Below are 17246 nucleotides of genomic sequence, written 5' to 3'. Positions count from 1 at the left end.
CCTCACATACCCCGGTATCGCATAGCATAACGGGTGGCGGCGTGACAGGGGGGCGGGTCATTGAGGGGGACGGAAGGTCGTCTCGAACCTGTCCAGGAAACGCGTCAGATCGCGCTCCGGCAGGAAATTGATGCCCGCCGCGCTTTTACGTCCTCCCCCGCTTTCAAACTCGTAGCACAATTCGTCGGCGCTTTTGGGGTTGGCGCGGGCAGCGCGTACGCTGACTCCGTAACCGCCGTCCGGTTTTTGAGTCAGCACAGCATGAGCAAGCTTCGGTTCAGCCTGGGCCAGATAATTGCCGAATGCACCGCTTACCCGGCGGCTCCAAGGCTGATCGGGGAGTATATAAACCGCCCCGCCCGAGTATGTCCAGGCCGGCTGTTCTGCTTGTGCCATGGCGATATCGGCTGTGTAACCCCGTTTAAGGATCGGGAATACGGTTTCTGCCTTTATAAAGTCGAACGGGTTGGAATAGGCATGCAGGCAGCGATACAGCTCGGCGGGATGAAAAAACAGATCATTCACAGTATCCCCATAAGCATTATAGTTGAGGCAAGCCCCCAGCTCGGCAAGCAGGTCCAGATCATCACTGCTTACATTCAGGAATGCCGCCAGACGCGTGGCGCATCCTGGTGAATTGTCTCCGAACGCAGCCACCACAGCCCAGATCCGGAACTGGCCCTGCAGCAGCTCATCCACCAGCGAGCTGGTACAAACACCCGAAGAGGGATTGATTATTGCATTTAACGCTGGATGGTGTGGAATGTCACCGGCAAAGTGGTGGTCGACGTAAGTTATTTGCGCGCCTTGCCCCAACAGGTTTTGAAGGGAGTCGCGATTCTTATCCAGGGAAATATCGAGGGCGGTGATTCGATCACCATCAGACGCGCGAACCTTCTTCAATAAATCAATGTCCCGTTTAACGCCTGTAATCAATACGCTGTCCCTCGGTTCGGCCAGCCGGAGTTGATGCAACGCGCATATCCCGTCAGCATCGCCGTTGAATACGTCAAAATTAGCCATGATTATGCATAAACTGTCGACAAAACCTCTGGGCTAGCTCTACCGAGGTGCGACGGTAGCTTTGAAGGACGGGATGCGCCAGGTTGAGAAGACGAGGATATGAATGGTCGAATTCCATTCGTGAGGAGGTCTGTGTTATTACCATTTCGGTCTCCAGCCAAATAGCCCGGCGGGAATATATAAAAGACTCTTCAATCCGAAGGGGGATTTCAGCCAGGACTTCAGGAAAGAACGATTTGCTATTTTCAGGTTGCCCGACGCAAGGTGTCTAATACCGAAATCCTTGTGGTAGCGAGCGATAGTCTGTCTGAATTCACGTTTTGAAATACAACGTCCATCACGGCTGCATAGCCCCCACTTCGTGGCTGACCTGACTAATAATTCGGTGCGATAGTCTGTATTTCTTGGTATGAGATTTCCCTGCCGGGGATGTTGACGATATAGGGTTAGCGGTTTTTTCACCTTTATAAACGGATACTCCCTGGAAATGCGCAACCAAAGGTCCCAGTCCTCGCTGTAAGGCAGAGATTCGTCAAACACACCGCATTTATCGAACACCTCCGCCCGTATTAACGCTGAGCTGGTCAACACCCAACAATCAAGCAAGAGCAGGTGGTATATCCAGCCGGAGAACTCCTCATCAATACCAGCTGGGTACGGTTGCACCCTATAACTTCCGGGATCGGGAAAGGTCCCGTCCGCATCGGGCCACCACCAGATAAACGTACTGTACACCAAGCCAACCTCCGGATGCGCATCCATTTCTTCCAACTGCAGTGCAAGTTTGTCCGGAAACCAGTAGTCATCGTGGTCCATCAGGCAGAGATATCTGCCCGCCGCTTCGCGGATTCCGCGGTTACGTGCCGCGCACACGCCCGAGTTCGATTGAGTGACGAGCCGCACGAGCGCGCCATACGAGGACACAATTTGGCAGGTCCGATCGGTGGAACCATCATCCACTACAATTATTTCAATATTTTTAAAAGTTTGATCAAGTATGCTTTCAAGCGTCTCAACGATATAAGATTCGCAATTGTAGGTTGGGATAATGACGGAGACGGTTGGCTGGGAGCTTCTCATGCTGGAAGATTTCGTTTAACCGGTTGAATGAACTTTACCATTAACACTTACATATGGCATAACGGCGGTGAGGGTCAAAGCTATAATGAGTGATTCCTTTGCAAATGCCGAGTTTTAGTCTCCAGTTTCTCTTGAAAGGGGAAATGTCTATTGCGCGGATAGACCGAGGGGCAAAGAATAGAGCGAGGGCTGCCGTAATACATGGTTCAAAAAAATAAATGAGAAAAAGCAGCCGTGGCCAGCTTTAGAGTATCGCTCGCTTATTCATATCTGAACAAGTATTTGACGCTCGTCATTAATTTTGTGACGACCATCATACTTGCCCGCCTGCTTACCCCGGCCGATATCGGCATTTATACTGTCGCGGCTGTGTTCGTTGGGTTAGGCCACCTTCTCCGGGAATTTGGTATTAATGAGTACATCGTCCAGGAAAAGGATTTGACTCCTGACCGGATTCGAGCGGCTTTCACCCTCAACATTTTATTCGGCTGGAGCATCGCGCTGATCCTGTATGTTGCGCGATCGCCCATCGGGGCCTTTTATAACAGCGAAGAAGTACGCGAGGTTATCGAGCTATTGTGCATCAATTTTCTGCTGGTACCAATCGGCGCAATCACCTTTGCCCATATCCGGCGTGAAATGCGGTTTCGTCATGCAATGGTGATCCAGGTCGCCAGTGCGTTCGTTTCAGCGACGGTGGGTATATTTGCTGCCTTCGCTGGAGAAGCCTACCGTAGCCTGGTTTGGAGCGCCATTGCGGGCACATTAACCAGTGTGTTTTTTACGCTGGTATTCCGCCCGAAGGGCATGCTGCTGCTTCCGGGCCTTCGCGAAATTCCTCATGTTTTGGCATTTTGCCGCTACGCCGGGCCTAGCGAACTCATCTATCATGCCGGACAGACGGCACCGGACTGGATACTGGGAAAAGTGCTGGATATGAGCGCCGTAGGATTATATAGCCGTGCATTGGGCACAGTTAGTATTTTCAACAAGGCCTTCCTTGAAGGACTATGGGGGGTCATAATGCCTCATTTTTCCAGACAGCATCGCGACGGGGCAATCGACAAGGACCAGTATCTTTTTTTGGTTGCCTGCATAACCGCCGTGGCCTGGCCATTTTTTGCAACGCTCGCCATATTGGCTGAGCCGGTAATATCGATTTTATTCGGCGCAAAATGGCTGGAATCAGTACCGGTACTGCGCATTCTCTGCCTGGGTGCGATATCAATGTATACAACGGTTCTAATTGATCAGATATTGAGATCGTCAGGACGAGTGCGCGCTTCTTTTAGAATCATCCTCATCACACAAATACTGGCCGTTATAGCCGTTTTGCTTTCAGCGTTTCATGGGCTGATCTGGGTCGCGATGGCAACAGCGGGCGTGAGTATGGTTCAATCATGCATTTATCAGATCGTCGGGCAGCGCACCTTGGATATACCTTTTATTTCTTTTATTCGTATTTATATCAAGAATATATTGATAACCGGTATTACGGTTATGCCCGCTCTAGTTGCGATTCTGACCGTAGGGAGCGCACCATTTGCTTTTCTTCCTTCTTTCGCTGCGCTCGTGGCAGTTACCGGGTTATGCTGGATAACGGCAATCTGGTTGCTTAAGTCGCCGTTGCTGGAAGAAATAATAATCGCTGCGTCATACGTGGCGAGCTGGCGCCGCCCGGGTGCAAGTGGATCGACACGATCATAACAATGGATAAAGCTTTATTCGTCTCCGCATGGGCACCGACGAGGCCAGGCGCTATGGAAACGGGCTTGTACCGCCGGCTTACGATTATGATTGATGCAATCAAACAGAATTGCTCTGTACTTAATGCCCTGTTTTTTTTACGGCACGATGATGACTATCCTGATGAAGGCCAGCTTCGGGCAATTGAATTCGACTTAACCGAACAGTGGGGGCTCGAGGTACGGATCTCATTTTGTCGCCGTGAGGCGCCAGACGTGTTAGAGCCATCAATTGGCCCCTACCTGAAATCAGCAAACAGTTTCTTTCGTTTACCAGGCTACAAGGAGTTTTCAGGTGTAAGTCAAATTGCCGCTCTCGATAGATGTCTTGAGCAAAGCCCCCGCCTCATCTTTGTACATCGGCTTCATTCTATGCCGCCGCTAATGCGAACAAAACGAGTTCTGCCGCCAGTTTTTTTAGATCTTGACGATATTGAGCATATTGCAGTGTTAAGAACTTTATCGCAGCCGCCACACTGGTGGCGCAAGAAGGTCGCCTATTTACACTTCCCTGCCCTTGTATGGGGGGAACGCAAGGCAATAGAATCCACTCGAGCCACTTTTGTCTGTTCCGATATCGACCAGCGCAAACTTGCACGGCTGTTTCATGCACCACATGTCACCGCAATCCCTAATGCGGTGGCACTACCGTTGATCAGCACTCCTTCACACCAGCCGATAATTGCCATGCTCGGCAATTATGAATTTGCGCCTAACAGGCAAGGGGTGGAGTTTTTTCTGAATCATGTTTGGCCCTTGATATTAGCCCGTTTTCCCAAGGCAGAGGTTATCTTTGCTGGGCGTCGGGCTGAAGTAATACAGCATTATGCGCATCCGCCACACCAAGTTTCCTTTCCAGGCTTTGTAAAGGACTTGGACAGTTTGTATCAACGTGCTCAAATTGTGATTTGCCCTATCTTATCAGGTGCTGGAACCAGGGTAAAAATTATGGAAGCAGCGGCTTATGCGCGGCCAGTCGTATCAACAACCATAGGAGCTGAAGGGATAAATTTGGTTGATGGGAAGGAGATTCTTTTACGAGATACTGCGGAAAGTTTCGCGGATGCCTGCGTCGAGCTATTGAAAAATTATGATGCCGCCAAAATGCTTGGGCTTGCGGCACGAGCGGCGATCGAGTCCAGATATGACCGAGGCAAAATAGTGGCGAGGCTTGCCGGTGTGATACGAGCGGCTATAACGCAAAATAATCGCCAAGTAGGAGCTTCCGAATAACGCAGATTCCCTGAAAAAAAGATATAGAACTCGACCTGACAGGACAGTTACATTAAGTTTGGCACAAACAATTGCAGGGTTGCTTGGGAGATGAAAATTTCTAACAAATTCAAGGAAGTTGCACATAATGCCGCCAGGCTTCTCGGGTATGAAGTAATCCCGAGTTGGCGATTTCAAACACTGGGGTTTACTACACTATTAGCTGAATTGTTTCAGCGCAATCAAGTTAATTGCGTGTTGGATGTGGGCGCCAATAAGGGACAATATGTTCAATTTCTGCGGGAGTTCGTCGGATACGAAGGCCGTGCAATCTCTTTTGAACCTGTGTCTCACTGTTATCAATCCCTCATACGTAAAGCTGAGCTGGACCCAATGTGGGAGACAAGACAATTGGCACTAGGAAGGGAAAACGCCAAACAAAAAATAAACGTGATGAAGTCAGACCAGTTTTCATCATTTCTCCAACCGACTCACAAGCACATCGATGGATATCGAAATCTTAATGTTGTAGACCATACGGAAGAAATAGCCGTACGATCGCTGGATGACGTATTGCCGGAGTTAAAAATTGACAGCGTTGCAGCAAATATCTATTTGAAGCTCGATACGCAAGGGTTTGACATGGAAGTCATCGCGGGCGCTAAAAATGCTCTGAAAAACATCTGCGCGCTTCAAACCGAGGTATCCGTGCTCAACATCTATGAGGACATGCCATCTATAGAGCATGTTATCGTCGAGATGCGCAATCTGGAATTCGATCTTGTCGGTATGTTCCCGGTTAATCATGACCATAATTTGAGAGTAATCGAATATGATGCCGTGTTTATCAACCGCAGCCGAATGAAATAACTATGAGTGATAAGCATTCTATTAATGTCCCGAAGATGGACGACTTCTCCATCAGAAAACTGAAGTGGCTTCCCCGCATTTGGGGTGCAAACCGATGAGTCTTAAGCTTTGCGCTTTCGAACGCAATATGCTCAGCCAGATGCTCGGCCGCGAGCAGGAATGTCAAACCAGCAGGGGTTTTGGTCCAAGGAAACTTTTCGAATGCTTACCAATAAAGATTTCCTGCCGTTATCCATAGGATTGATGGGATGAGAAAATTAATATTTATTGGCTTTCATTCCCACATTTAACAGCAGCCGCTGAAAACAGTAGCAGCGGATCATACTGATAATGAGAATTGTCGCAATATTAGCTAGTTATAACGAGCAAAAATTCATTCGTGCCTGCCTCGAACACTATCTTCAGCAGGGCATAGAAGTTTATCTCCTGGACAACGATTCCACAGACGATACGTTGGATATCGCTCGCGAGTACCTCGGCCGCAACCTGATCGGCATTGAACGCATCCCTCGCCATGGGATGTATCAATGGCAGAAGATATTGATGCGGAAGGAACAATTGGCCGATGAAATCCAGGCAGACTGGCTGATGCATGCGGACCCGGATGAAATCCGGGTTGCGCCAACCTCCGCCCAGACCTTGGCAGAAGCAATCGCCGAGGTGGATCGGAAAGGCTACAACGCAATCAACTTCATGGAATACACCTTCCTGCCGGTGCGCGAATCACCCGATCATGATAATGCCGAATTCCAGAAGACCATGCGTTGGTATTATCCTTTTGCCCAGCGCCATCCGCACCGGCTAAACGCGTGGAAAAAGCAAAGCAGGCGCTGGCCAGGCGCCAGGGTTTTGCTGAGAGAGCTGACGCGTAACCACCGCTGGGGGGTGTCATCGGTAAACTTGCGTGACACCGGTGGGCATATAGTTCAATTCGCAGGCATCCGACCCTATCCGGTTGACTTCAAACTCAAACATTACATTGTGCTAAGCCTGGAACATGCGATACAGAAATACGTGAAAAAATCATTTGATCCCAAGGAAATAGCTGGTGCCCACGGCTGGCGCGCCACCGCAAAGGAGCACGAGTTTCTCCTGCCTTCTCAATCCCAGATGCGCCTTTATGTATCGGATGATGAGCTGGAGGCCACCGAACCGCTCAAGGAGCATTTGCTGGTACAACAGCAGGGTTGATCCAGGTTCTCCGACGGACGGGCGGTGCATAAACGTTTTGGGCGTAAGCGGGAAGCAGTCGGAATTCAAACGCTTAGCTTGTGCCTTTACACGATGGACGCACTGAACAGACTGCCGGAATAAAGGCGAGTACCGCGGCATTGAAGAGGAGTTGACGTTGTGATCCGTACTGCAATCCTGTTCAGCAGCCATCTCCTGGGGGAGACGGTACTTGCCCGGTTGGGGAAGCTGCGAGCCGAGGCGCCCCCAGGCCATGATGTCTTCTTCTATTACGATGAAACCAAGCTGCGCCATTCCCAAGTGACGCGCCGTGCGGGCGGGGCAATTCCCCACGGTAGCTATGACTGGTCCCAATACAAGCGTCCGTGCGGTTATTTTCCGGGAAAAATCCCCGGCAACGAGGACGGCATGCTGCTGAGCGCTTTTCATCGCCTGCCTGGCTATGACTATTATTGGTATCTGGAATACGATGTGGTGTACTCAGGACACTGGGAGGATTTTTTTAGCGGTTTTGCCGATAATTCAGCGGATATGCTCAGTACCAGCATCACGCGGCATGATCAAATTCCTGACTGGCCGTTGTGGAAGTCGCTGGAGCTGCCTGACGGGATAACGTTACCCTCAGAAAAGTGGCTACGTTCGTTCAACCCCATCCTGCGCCTGTCTAGGGCAGCTCTCGAGACGCTTGCCGCTGAGTACCACCAACATGCATGGGCTGGACATTCCGAGTGCGTCATGCCAACAGTACTGGACTATCGAGGTTTGCGGATAGAAGATATCGGGGGAGATGGCGAGTTTGTGCCTCAGGGAAGAGAAAATTACTTTTATCGTAATAACCGGATGGATAAGTCTCTAAGTCCGGGGACTTTTGTATTCCGGCCGGCCATGGCAGCACCCGGGTCAGAACCGAATTTATTATGGCATCCGGTCAAGGACCCAGACCATCACACGTGGGATAAGGCCTCGGGGCTGCCTGCTTTCCTCTCAACGCGACTGTCCGCGCTAATCAAGCGAAACAAATTAATTTAATAGTTCGCTTGGAGCCAAAATGAGAACCCTTGAAACCCGTACATCTGCGAAAGCGCGTACTTATAGGCGTTATTCAGTTCGGGGCGGTCCCACAAGGGTTGAATCGCCTTGCTGAGACGTTCGTCTTGGCTCACAAAGACATTCGGCAATAAAATCTCAAATTTGGGACCCTCAGCGAGTAGCCAGGCTGCTAATAAATATTGCTCGGAGTAATAACGTTCTTCCCACTGAGGGGGATAGTCCAGAGGCAAAAAAACGTCATGAATATGGACAATAACGCCTTTTTTTAACCTGGGGAGAATATCAAGAAATACAACTGTCGCATCGGAGTTCATGAACACCCGATGTGAGTTATCGACAAATAAAATATCACCCGGTTCTAATTGGTCGAGCAGCGCGAGATCCATGCCTTCTGCCGGGCTTCGGATCACTTGATCGCATATCGCGTCTATTTCAGCACGTGGATAAGGATCGCAGGAGATGATTTTGGTGTCGAGCCCATGATCAGTAATTGAGCGTCGAGCAAACTTGGTCGAATTACCCGATCCGATCTCAAAAAAGATTGCGGGTTTTTTTAATGCCAAAAAGCTGTACAGAGCTGCCGCATCTAGGCCCATAAAATAAGGATTGCACCAACTCGGGTCATCCGGGCCAGCCGAATCGTCGGCCGGTATTGCCGCCAAGAGATCAGCATAGTTTAGGAAAGAGCTAAGCAAACGTCCGTATTTTTCTCTATTGCTTTCGATAAGTTTGCTCAAAAGCGGATGGGGCGGTTTGCCATGACCATACCTGGGGTGGCTGTCAATCGGATAATCCAGCAAGACTGGATAGGCTGGATATAGTAATGAGTCCAGGCGCCATGCCATATAACGATTGAAGATGTAATGTAATACTTTGTCTCGTAACATTTTTCTCCAATACCAATAGTTTAATCTGCGCCAATTAACGCAATTTCTGCCAAGAGCAGGTAGCGGGCCTGGATAAGTCTTTCGAAATCAGCGACTGCGGCTAAGACGCGTACTTTTTCAACCCGCCGTTATTTTGCTTACCACATACCGAAATTTTCCCGATTTCTCCGCAGGGATTTCAACTACCTCCTCAATAACAATACTTACTTCCTGCCCAAGCCTGGCTTTGAATCCTTGCTCGATTTTATTGAGAGTTTCCGGATTGAGCTTCTTGTGCGCAACCACTTGTACGCGGGTGTAGCTTAAGCTCTCCTGAATAATCTTGAAGTTTTGTATTTCCGGAATATCGCGCAGCACGTAAATCAGGGCCAGACCATGCATGACTTTGCCACCCTGAGCTATAACAAAGTCGGTACTTCGGCCCTGAATTTCCCTGAGCAACGGCAAACCCCGCCCGCACACGCAGTGGCGACTGTCCAGTGCGCCCACGTCGCCGGTACGGTAGCGGATAAACGGAAAATCTTTTGTAGCGAGATGAGTTACCACAATCTCTCCGGATTCCCCGTAAGGCAGCGGCGCGCCATGCTGATCCACAATCTCGACGATAATATCCTCGGCGGTAATATGCATGCCGCCCTTCGGGCATTCATGAGCAATGAAACCTGCGTCACGGCCGCCATAGCCATTAGCGACGGGACAACCGAACACTTGACTGATCTGCTGGCGCTGCTCATCGTAGAGACGCTCCGAGGTCACGAATGCCACCCTGATTCCCAGATCATCCATATGCTGTCCCCTTGCCTCGGCATGGCGAGCAATATGCGACAAGGCTGAAGGGTAGCCAAAGAGCATCTTTGGCCGAACTGCGCGTATCTCGTCCAAAAACCAGTCGAGCTTCTGCCTGGACATTTCAAATGCGGGGAGTAGCCGTGTCCTGAGCAGGCGATCGCGAACGGCACGAAGGCCATCCTGGGCCCCAAGTTCAATCGGCGAACCCCACACCACGATCTCTCTATCGCCAATATCCAAGTCCCACCAGCGGGTGGCGCGCCACTTCGCGGCCACATCGTGGCTCACGCGTTCCTTGCTGATATAGAAGATCAACGGTTCACCGCTGGAACCGCCGGTGTTGAAGCGGGCGAGTGTCCGGGCCTGCTCTGACTTCATTTCGTCGATATGGGCACGAATTGTCGCTTTATCGAGAAGGGGCAAACGCGCCAGATCTGCAACACATCCTACCTCCGTCGGCTTGAAACCAAGCTTTGAGAAGAGTCCGCGATAATAGGGGACGTGCGCCTGGACGTTGAAAAGCAACCGGCGCAGTTTGAGCAGCTGAAGCTCTTCCAGACGTTTTAGATCCCACCATTGGGATATCTCCATCTCTTTCCGGACAGAAACGCTCTCATGACTTTTTATACGTTCATGCATGGGGAAGAAAATGCCGGATATGAGCGAAGTATACAAATTCATCGAAGCGTATAAATCCTGTTTGCGTGCGCCTGTTGTCACTTGACGCTTGCCATGGACCGGTTCGATTTCGACAAAACCCTTTCATAGACATCGAACAAACGATCACGTACATTCGGCCATGCGTATTGTTGCACGTACTCAATGCCTGCCTTGGCCATTCGCCTGGCCTTCGCAGGATTGTTGAGCAACGACAGGATCGCGCTTGCCATGGCCTCGGGGCTTTGAGCGGGCACAAGCATGGCTGTCTTCTGATGTTCCACAAGGTAAGGAATCCCGCCCACATCTGTGCTGACTACCGGAACACCGCTGGCTAGGGCTTCCAGCACGGAAATCGGCATGTTATCGGCCAGGCTCGGGTTAACCATGACGTCGGCGGCACGGTAGATGCTGACCATGCCTTCGTTATCCAGGCGCCCGGTGAATGTTACCGCCTCCGCCATACCAAGCTCGGCCGCAAGTTGCGCCAGCCTATCCCGCTCAGGTCCGGAACCGGCTAGAGTGAGCCGTGCGGCAGGGAACGTTCGCCTGACAATATTGAAAGCATGCAAGGCGGTTATGTTGTCATAGATCGGTTCAAGGTTGCGAGTAACGATGATGTGCGGGAAATCTGGCTGATTTACCCTCTGCGTAGCATCATCGCCCATCTCGGCCTTAAAACGGCTCAGGTCTATAATATTGGGCACGAGGCTTGTGGCAAACCCGCGCTTTCCGAACACGGCTTCAAGAAAACCTGACGGAACAATGATTGCATGCGACCGTTGCAAACTTGGCTTTACCCACGAAAAGGACTCATTAAAGAACCTGTCCGCTTCCCCGCCCCGGTAGTTGACAATGACGGGTTTGCCCCTGATCCTGGCTATCCAGATGGCGGGTGCAGCAAATAAATGCCAAGACCAGCCGGAATTGGCCATTATGTGAAATAACTGAACCTTGCCTGCGGAACGCCAAAGGCGAACAAGATAAGGCAGCAGGCGGAATACCGCTCTGATTCCTTTTATTCGCGCCGCCCACTGCGGGCGATACGGGCAGTTCACCTGTATCAGTTCCACAATGACGTTCTCCTCTTGCAGCAATCTGGCCAATTGCAATGTTTGATTTGCCATTCCACCCGAAGGGGGAGGCAGGGGCCCAACCAGCCCGATGCATAAGGGCGAAGCTTTCACTGTGGGGCGGGCTCTGGAACGAGCTGACCGTAAATGTCGCGATAGCGCGCCACACTGAGTGGCCAGCTGCGTTGTGTTTCAACGAAGCTGCGCGCAGCGGTACGCAGGCCTGGCCATAGATTCGGCATTGAAAGCAATCCTAATACTTTCGAGGCCAGCGCATCTGGATCCCCGGCTGTAAAAAGCACGCCGGTCTCCCCATCCCGGATGAGTTCCAGATGGCCGCCCACATCCGACGCAACGACGAGCCTGCCTTGCGCCATGGCCTCAAGCGGTTTAAGGGGAGTAACGAGATCCGTAAGCCGCATCCTCAGTCTCGGGTAAACGAGGATATCGATCAGGTTGTAGTATGCCTGCACCTGATCGTGTGGAACACGGCCCGTGAAGATTACCTTGTCTTCCATGCCCAGCCCGGCCGAGATGGCCTTGAGCTCTTTTTCCTGAGGGCCTCCGCCAACCAGAAGAATTCGTATATTAGGGTTTTCAGCAAGCATTTGGGGCAAGGCCTGGATCAGAATGGCCAAGCCTTCATAAGCGTAGAAAGAACCGATGAAACCGAGCAATATCTTGCCACCCAGGCCCAGGGTTTCGGCAAGCCGTGGATCCGGAACTCCGGCCATACTGAAATTTTCGATATTCACGGCGTTGGGGATGACGGTCACTTTTTCGGGCGCGATGCCTCGACCGAGAATGTCTCCACGCAGTCCTTCACAAATGGTCGTTATCGCATTGACGCGCCTCAATGCATAGCTCTCAAGCTCCCGAGTAAGGCGATAGCGGATACCCCATTCACGGCTGGTGCCGTGATCCACCGCTGCGTCTTCCCAGAATGCTCTGACTTCGTATACAACAGGAATTCCCAGGCTGCGCCCCACGCGTAAAGCAGGCAGCGCATTCAGTACAGGAGAGTGCGGGTGCAGAATATCGGGTTTGACCATTCCGGCCACCTCGTACAACCGCTTCGTCAATTCGTCTATTACCGCTGTCTGATTCAACACAGGAAGCCTGGACAATACACCCTTGGCGACGGGAGTACGATAAAAATGCCACCCTTCCACGTCCTCTTCCAGGACACTGCAATTTTCCTGCTTGGGTCCCGTCAGGTGAAAGGTTTCCCATCCCTGTTTGCGCTGCTCCTTGAGGATGGAAAGCGTGCGGAAGGTGTAACCACTGTGCAAGGGTATGGAATGGTCAAGGATGTGTAAAATTCGCATCAGCGCTACGGATTAGGGGAATTGAAGAAGACGCGCAAGGGACGATCGCTCGTAGTCAACGTAAATTCGTACGAGGCTTCAATTTAATCTCCATTCCCGAATGGGGTAGCGGAATGACAAGATCCCCTTCCTGCTCCTTTTTCTCCAGGTAACGGTAAACCCGGACTGACAGGTTGGAAAATTCCGGCACATTGGTCGATATCGGGATCTCTTTAATCATCTGGAACCGATGATCATCCATAGTTTGAGCCAACAGCTTGAACTCGGGGAAATCCACGATATCCCGGCTTTCAATAACAATGGTTCCGATACCGAAACGGTCGATCAATCCGAGGACATCCTCTATTGATTGCGCATAGGAAACCATGCCGAAGGATTTATGCACCGCCATCGATACCAGAATCTTATCGGCTCTCAATACAGCTTTGTTTTTTTCCGGATCGAGCGCACGCAGGTGGAAAATGAAATTGCCGTCATGTTTTCCTGCAAAAAGGATCAGGCCGGTATCTTCCTGGTGCGCGACAAATTCGGCGGCCTGCCGGTACCCGGTGACAAAAGGATGTGGTTTGGCCCAGGCGGAATAGACATTCCAGCTGGCCAACGTAGCCAGAAGCACAAGTGCGGCACGCGCGATATTGCTGTTTATAAGCGGCTGGCTCAACGGCCTGCAGGCCAGGAGTGTCAATGCCGGCAGGGCGTACATCGTATAGCGCGGGACATTCCCTGGCGCCCCGCCGACTACAATGGTCGTGAATAAGCAGGAAGCCGCTAACCAGAAAAGGATCAGTAAGTCTTGCGGTGTTTTGCTGATACGGATGCCCAGGGTTCCGATGAGGATGGCAATGACGAGCGGCAAACCGCAGACATCCCATAACGCCGACCAAAAGTGTATCCAGCGCGAGAGGCCGAACAATTGCGAGTTGCTCGAACTGAATTGATCGACGAGTGAATTGACCGGCACCGAACCGAACTTTAGCGCGTGCACAGCCAGCACCGCGGCGACCATGCCTACAATGCCATATGCGAATGCTGCCTGTCCCCGCCATAGCAGAGATTTGCGCCCAGTGAACCATGCGTAGGCCAGCAGGGCTGGCAAAATGAAAACAGTAGTCTGCTTGAGCAGCAACATGCAGCCAAGAAAAAGGCCGGCGAGTCCGGCCTGGGTCAGGCTCGGCCGAGTCAGGTAACGATCGAAGGCCATGACCGAAACAATGATCATCGCTATCGCCGGTGCTTCAAGCATGACTGAGCGCGTCCAGTCGACTATCCCCGGAGCCGACAGATACAGCAGGCAGGAAAGTATGGCAGCGTTGCGACCCCAGATCGGTTGTGCCCAGGCATACCAGGCGGTTACGCCGACGAGTATAAATACGAGGACGGTCAGCCGCGCTCCAAATTCCGTGATGCCAAACACTGCAAAGAAAAGCGATTCCACCACCGGAAAGAAAGGCGGATACCAGTTCAATGCCAGAGCAGGATATTGAGCGAAATACTGTAGCGCGTACTCATAAGGTGTCCGCCATGGCATGTCCCGCCAGAGATCGAAAAAGAACACCCCATTCATGGCGTGACGGGATTCGTCCGTCCACCAGAATTCGCCCGCATGAAGCGTATTCCAGAACAACAGGCAAACAACTCCCCACAGCAATAATATGGACGCCACATCGCCGGGATTGAGCAGCCGCGTGATGAGTGCCCCGGGCGGCGCGTGGGCGGTTTCCGGACAACTCTGACTGGTTATCGTCACTGCCTCACAACTCCGCAATAATCTCTCGGATGATGTCATTCTGGTATTCTTCCACCCCCAGCCACAACGGTAACCGCACCAGCCGCTCGCTCATCATTTGCGTCTGCTTCAGCTCGCCCGATTTCCGGCCATATTTTTCACCCATGGGCGAGCTGTCGAGGGGAACGTAATGAAAGACTGTCTGGATTTTTTTCTGCCTGAGGCTATCGATGAAAGCAGTTCGCGCAGCCAGATCGGGTAACAACAGATAATACATGTGCGCATTGTGACCACAATCGGTCGGAATGACGGGCCGGCGAATTTTGCTATGTATTTCCACCTCCCCGAGGCTTTCGTGATATGCGTTCCAGATATTGAGGCGGCACCGGGTAATGGCATCCGCCTCTTCCATCTGGGCCCATAGAAACGCCGCGATGAGTTCGCTGGGGAGATACGAAGACCCAAGCTCAACCCAGGTATATTTATCCACCTGTCCACGAAAAAAAAGACTGCGATTCGTCCCTTTTTCCCGGATGATTTCCGCCTGCTCCACAAAGCGGGGATCGTTTACCAACAGGGCGCCGCCTTCCCCCGATATGATGTTTTTGGTTTCATGAAAACTCAACGCAGCAAAATGACCAATACTCCCGAGTGGCCGCCCCTTATAGGTAGACATGATTCCCTGCGCCGCATCCTCGATGACAAGCAATTGATGCTTCTCGGCGATTGCCATGATCGTGTCCATCTCACAGCTGACTCCGGCGTAGTGAACGGCTACAATCGCTCGGGTTTTGGGTGTAATGGCAGCCTCGATGAGAGCCTCATTAATATTGATCGTGTCGGGCCGGACATCCACGAATACCGGTACGCCCCCTCTCAATGCGAACGCATTAGCGGTCGAGACGAAGGTGTATGAAGGCATAATGACCTCATCGCCCGGCTGAATTTGAGCAAGTATGGCGGCCATCTCCAATGCCGCGGTGCAGGAATGCGTCAGCAGCGCCTTTTTACAGCCGATGCGCGATTCCAGCCATGCATTGCATTTCCTGGTAAAAATTCCGTCCCCGGCAAGATGACCGTTAGCGTGAGCCTGACTCACGTACCATAGTTCTTTCCCTGTCATGTAGGGTTTATTGAAGGGGATCACGGCTGTGCTTAGGTATGAGGATGAAATAGTTGGCTACGCACGGGCGATAACGGTTAAGCCGGCTACCACCATAACAGTGCCCGTGACGCTTTGCAGCGTAAGCGACTCATGAAGGAACATCACGGAAAAAAGCATGACAATAATGAACGCCAGGCTCATGAAGGGATACGCATAGTTGAGATCAAAGCGTGTCATAGCAGCCATCCAGGCGAGGGACGCCAAAAAAGCTGAAGCGAAACCGGACATTATCCATGGATTCAGAAACTGTTGGAGCAGGAATAAGATCTTATCGATATTATCGTCCGGCATACCGGGGGCTTTCCCCATCTGCCACTTGAGCACCAATTGGCCGTAGACGGTAAACAAGAGAGTCAAGAGAATATAGAAATGCCCTGCCACATCGAATCGCCCATTCATTTTCACGCTCTCGATATTTTTCTGGAGAATATTTTGACTATCTACTTCAAGAAAAACGCGATCATTCACTGCAAATCGTTTTTTGAAGAGAAGAGGATTTTACGCACCGGTTCAGGGTTCTAATTCGCGAAAAAAGCTTGAAAACCTTCTCGATTCCCGCTTAAGTCACAGCCTCGCGTGCTGAGCGCCAAATACGGGACGACCGATCCCAAACCGCTGATCTATTCTTGCATGAACGCATGCTCCATCCTAGCCAGAGTTTTAACAAGCTGAGGTTTATAATCAGCGGGGCTTGGATCAGCCATCACTGAGCTGTTCCCGCCAACCCCAGATGTAATGCGGCGCTTCCCGTCCAGTGTTGAATACCAGGTCCAAAACTGTGACAAAGGGCGAGAACGGCAAAAAGCGTTGAGGATAAACTGGATAGTCCGGATATTCTTTATACACCAGTTCAATGCCGGCTTCAGTAAACATCGGTTCGTCAAGGTAATTCCTGGCTGAAGGTCCACTAATGTAGTGTGTAGCGCCTACCTTCTCCAGGATGTCAACCAGCCTCTCGGTTTTGCGACCGCTGGTTGCAAGGAGTCTGCTATCGGTAAATTGTGTCCGGATGCCGAGCATATCGGAGAGATGCTTTATCGCGCGTTGGTTGTAGTCAGAAAGACTGGTTATTGGATTGTCATACAGAAAATCCAGCAGCGATTTCGATTCTTTCATGAAAGGTGCGTTTCGGTAATTCTGCTCAATAATGCTTCTGTGCCGCTGCTTCCAGCTTTGATCCGTTATTTCCACTTCGCATATCAAACGCTTTAAATCATGTCCTGCCGGGATTGTTAGCCATTGAGGCCCTTGTTTGGTCATCAATTTGTTTCGGTGGCGCCAGTCCGAATGCGTGTACTGCACATCGTCATAAAAAACGAAAAGATCAACGTCATGAATAAGATCGAAATATCCCTTCCACGGGATATAGTTTGATTGGAGTATGGCAACCCGACGATCCACTCTGGGTGGCAAATGTTCTATCTGATCTCCAGTCATCATGCCAGATGTC

The 17246-nt window shown here is 51.2% G+C and carries 15 protein-coding genes; 5 read left to right on the top strand and 10 right to left on the bottom strand.

What is annotated here, in order from left to right; all coding sequences use genetic code 11:
* Window positions 1-57: 57 nt before the first annotated feature.
* Both BMX00_RS00285 and BMX00_RS00280 read right to left on the bottom strand, forming a co-directional pair.
* A complete protein-coding gene (locus tag BMX00_RS00285) occupies window positions 58-1023 on the bottom strand; it encodes a DHH family phosphoesterase (RefSeq protein ID WP_090825665.1) in 966 nt (321 codons plus the stop codon).
* Between the two features lie 138 nt (window positions 1024-1161).
* Entirely contained in the window at window positions 1162-2103 is a 942-nt protein-coding gene (locus BMX00_RS00280; protein WP_090825662.1) for a glycosyltransferase family 2 protein, read from the bottom strand.
* A 234-nt stretch (window positions 2104-2337) separates the two neighbouring features.
* Between BMX00_RS00280 and BMX00_RS00275 the strand changes: the two genes are divergently transcribed.
* The 5 genes from BMX00_RS00275 to BMX00_RS00255 all read left to right on the top strand — a co-directional run bounded on the left by BMX00_RS00275 (window position 2338) and on the right by BMX00_RS00255 (window position 8150).
* Complete coding sequence (locus tag BMX00_RS00275; protein ID WP_090825659.1) at window positions 2338-3810, top strand: lipopolysaccharide biosynthesis protein; 1473 nt, start codon at window positions 2338-2340, stop codon at window positions 3808-3810.
* 86 nt (window positions 3811-3896) lie between these two features.
* Window positions 3897-5081, top strand: coding sequence for a glycosyltransferase (locus BMX00_RS00270; protein ID WP_177171725.1), 1185 nt, complete (start codon window positions 3897-3899; stop codon window positions 5079-5081).
* A 90-nt stretch (window positions 5082-5171) separates the two neighbouring features.
* A complete protein-coding gene (locus tag BMX00_RS00265) occupies window positions 5172-5930 on the top strand; it encodes an FkbM family methyltransferase (protein WP_090825654.1) in 759 nt (252 codons plus the stop codon).
* A 330-nt stretch (window positions 5931-6260) separates the two neighbouring features.
* Window positions 6261-7121, top strand: a complete 861-nt coding sequence (locus tag BMX00_RS00260) for a glycosyltransferase family 2 protein (protein ID WP_090825651.1) — start codon at window positions 6261-6263, stop codon at window positions 7119-7121.
* 159 nt (window positions 7122-7280) lie between these two features.
* Window positions 7281-8150 carry a hypothetical protein gene (locus BMX00_RS00255; RefSeq protein WP_090825648.1) on the top strand — a complete coding sequence of 290 codons (870 nt, stop codon included), beginning with the start codon at window positions 7281-7283 and terminating at the stop codon, window positions 8148-8150.
* On the opposite strand, the gene BMX00_RS00250 is transcribed toward BMX00_RS00255, so the two are convergent.
* The 8 genes from BMX00_RS00250 to BMX00_RS00215 form a co-directional block, all read right to left on the bottom strand.
* On the bottom strand, window positions 8147-9058 hold the full coding sequence (locus BMX00_RS00250) for a class I SAM-dependent methyltransferase (protein WP_218141455.1): 912 nt from the start codon (window positions 9056-9058) through the stop codon (window positions 8147-8149). The genes BMX00_RS00255 and BMX00_RS00250 overlap by 4 nt on opposite strands.
* Window positions 9059-9175: 117 nt before the next feature.
* Window positions 9176-10528, bottom strand: a complete 1353-nt coding sequence (locus BMX00_RS00245; RefSeq protein WP_090826792.1) for a phenylacetate--CoA ligase family protein — start codon at window positions 10526-10528, stop codon at window positions 9176-9178.
* Between the two features lie 35 nt (window positions 10529-10563).
* Window positions 10564-11631: a glycosyltransferase family 4 protein gene (locus BMX00_RS00240; RefSeq protein ID WP_090825645.1), complete on the bottom strand. Its 1068-nt coding sequence runs from the start codon at window positions 11629-11631 to the stop codon at window positions 10564-10566.
* A 56-nt stretch (window positions 11632-11687) separates the two neighbouring features.
* Window positions 11688-12905 (bottom strand): TIGR04063 family PEP-CTERM/XrtA system glycosyltransferase, encoded by a 1218-nt coding sequence (locus tag BMX00_RS00235; protein WP_090825642.1) that lies wholly within the window; start codon window positions 12903-12905, stop codon window positions 11688-11690.
* A 55-nt stretch (window positions 12906-12960) separates the two neighbouring features.
* Window positions 12961-14691, bottom strand: a complete 1731-nt coding sequence (locus BMX00_RS00230; RefSeq protein ID WP_090825639.1) for an ArnT family glycosyltransferase — start codon at window positions 14689-14691, stop codon at window positions 12961-12963.
* Window positions 14657-15754 carry a dTDP-4-amino-4,6-dideoxygalactose transaminase gene (gene rffA / locus BMX00_RS00225; RefSeq protein ID WP_245727459.1) on the bottom strand — a complete coding sequence of 366 codons (1098 nt, stop codon included), beginning with the start codon at window positions 15752-15754 and terminating at the stop codon, window positions 14657-14659. The genes BMX00_RS00230 and rffA overlap by 35 nt, the downstream gene beginning before the upstream one ends.
* 57 nt (window positions 15755-15811) lie before the next feature.
* Window positions 15812-16264, bottom strand: a complete 453-nt coding sequence (locus BMX00_RS00220; RefSeq protein ID WP_245727457.1) for an EamA family transporter — start codon at window positions 16262-16264, stop codon at window positions 15812-15814.
* Window positions 16265-16492: 228 nt separating this feature from the next.
* Window positions 16493-17236, bottom strand: a complete 744-nt coding sequence (locus BMX00_RS00215; RefSeq protein WP_245727455.1) for a WbqC family protein — start codon at window positions 17234-17236, stop codon at window positions 16493-16495.
* Between the last annotated feature and the right edge of the window lie 10 nt (window positions 17237-17246).

Origin of the sequence: Nitrosovibrio tenuis, from assembly GCF_900109785.1 — a bacterium.
Taxonomy (GTDB): Bacteria; Pseudomonadota; Gammaproteobacteria; order Burkholderiales; family Nitrosomonadaceae; genus Nitrosospira; species Nitrosospira tenuis_A.
Note: the sequence above shows the minus strand (reverse complement) of the source record. Positions and strands in the feature narration are given on the sequence as shown.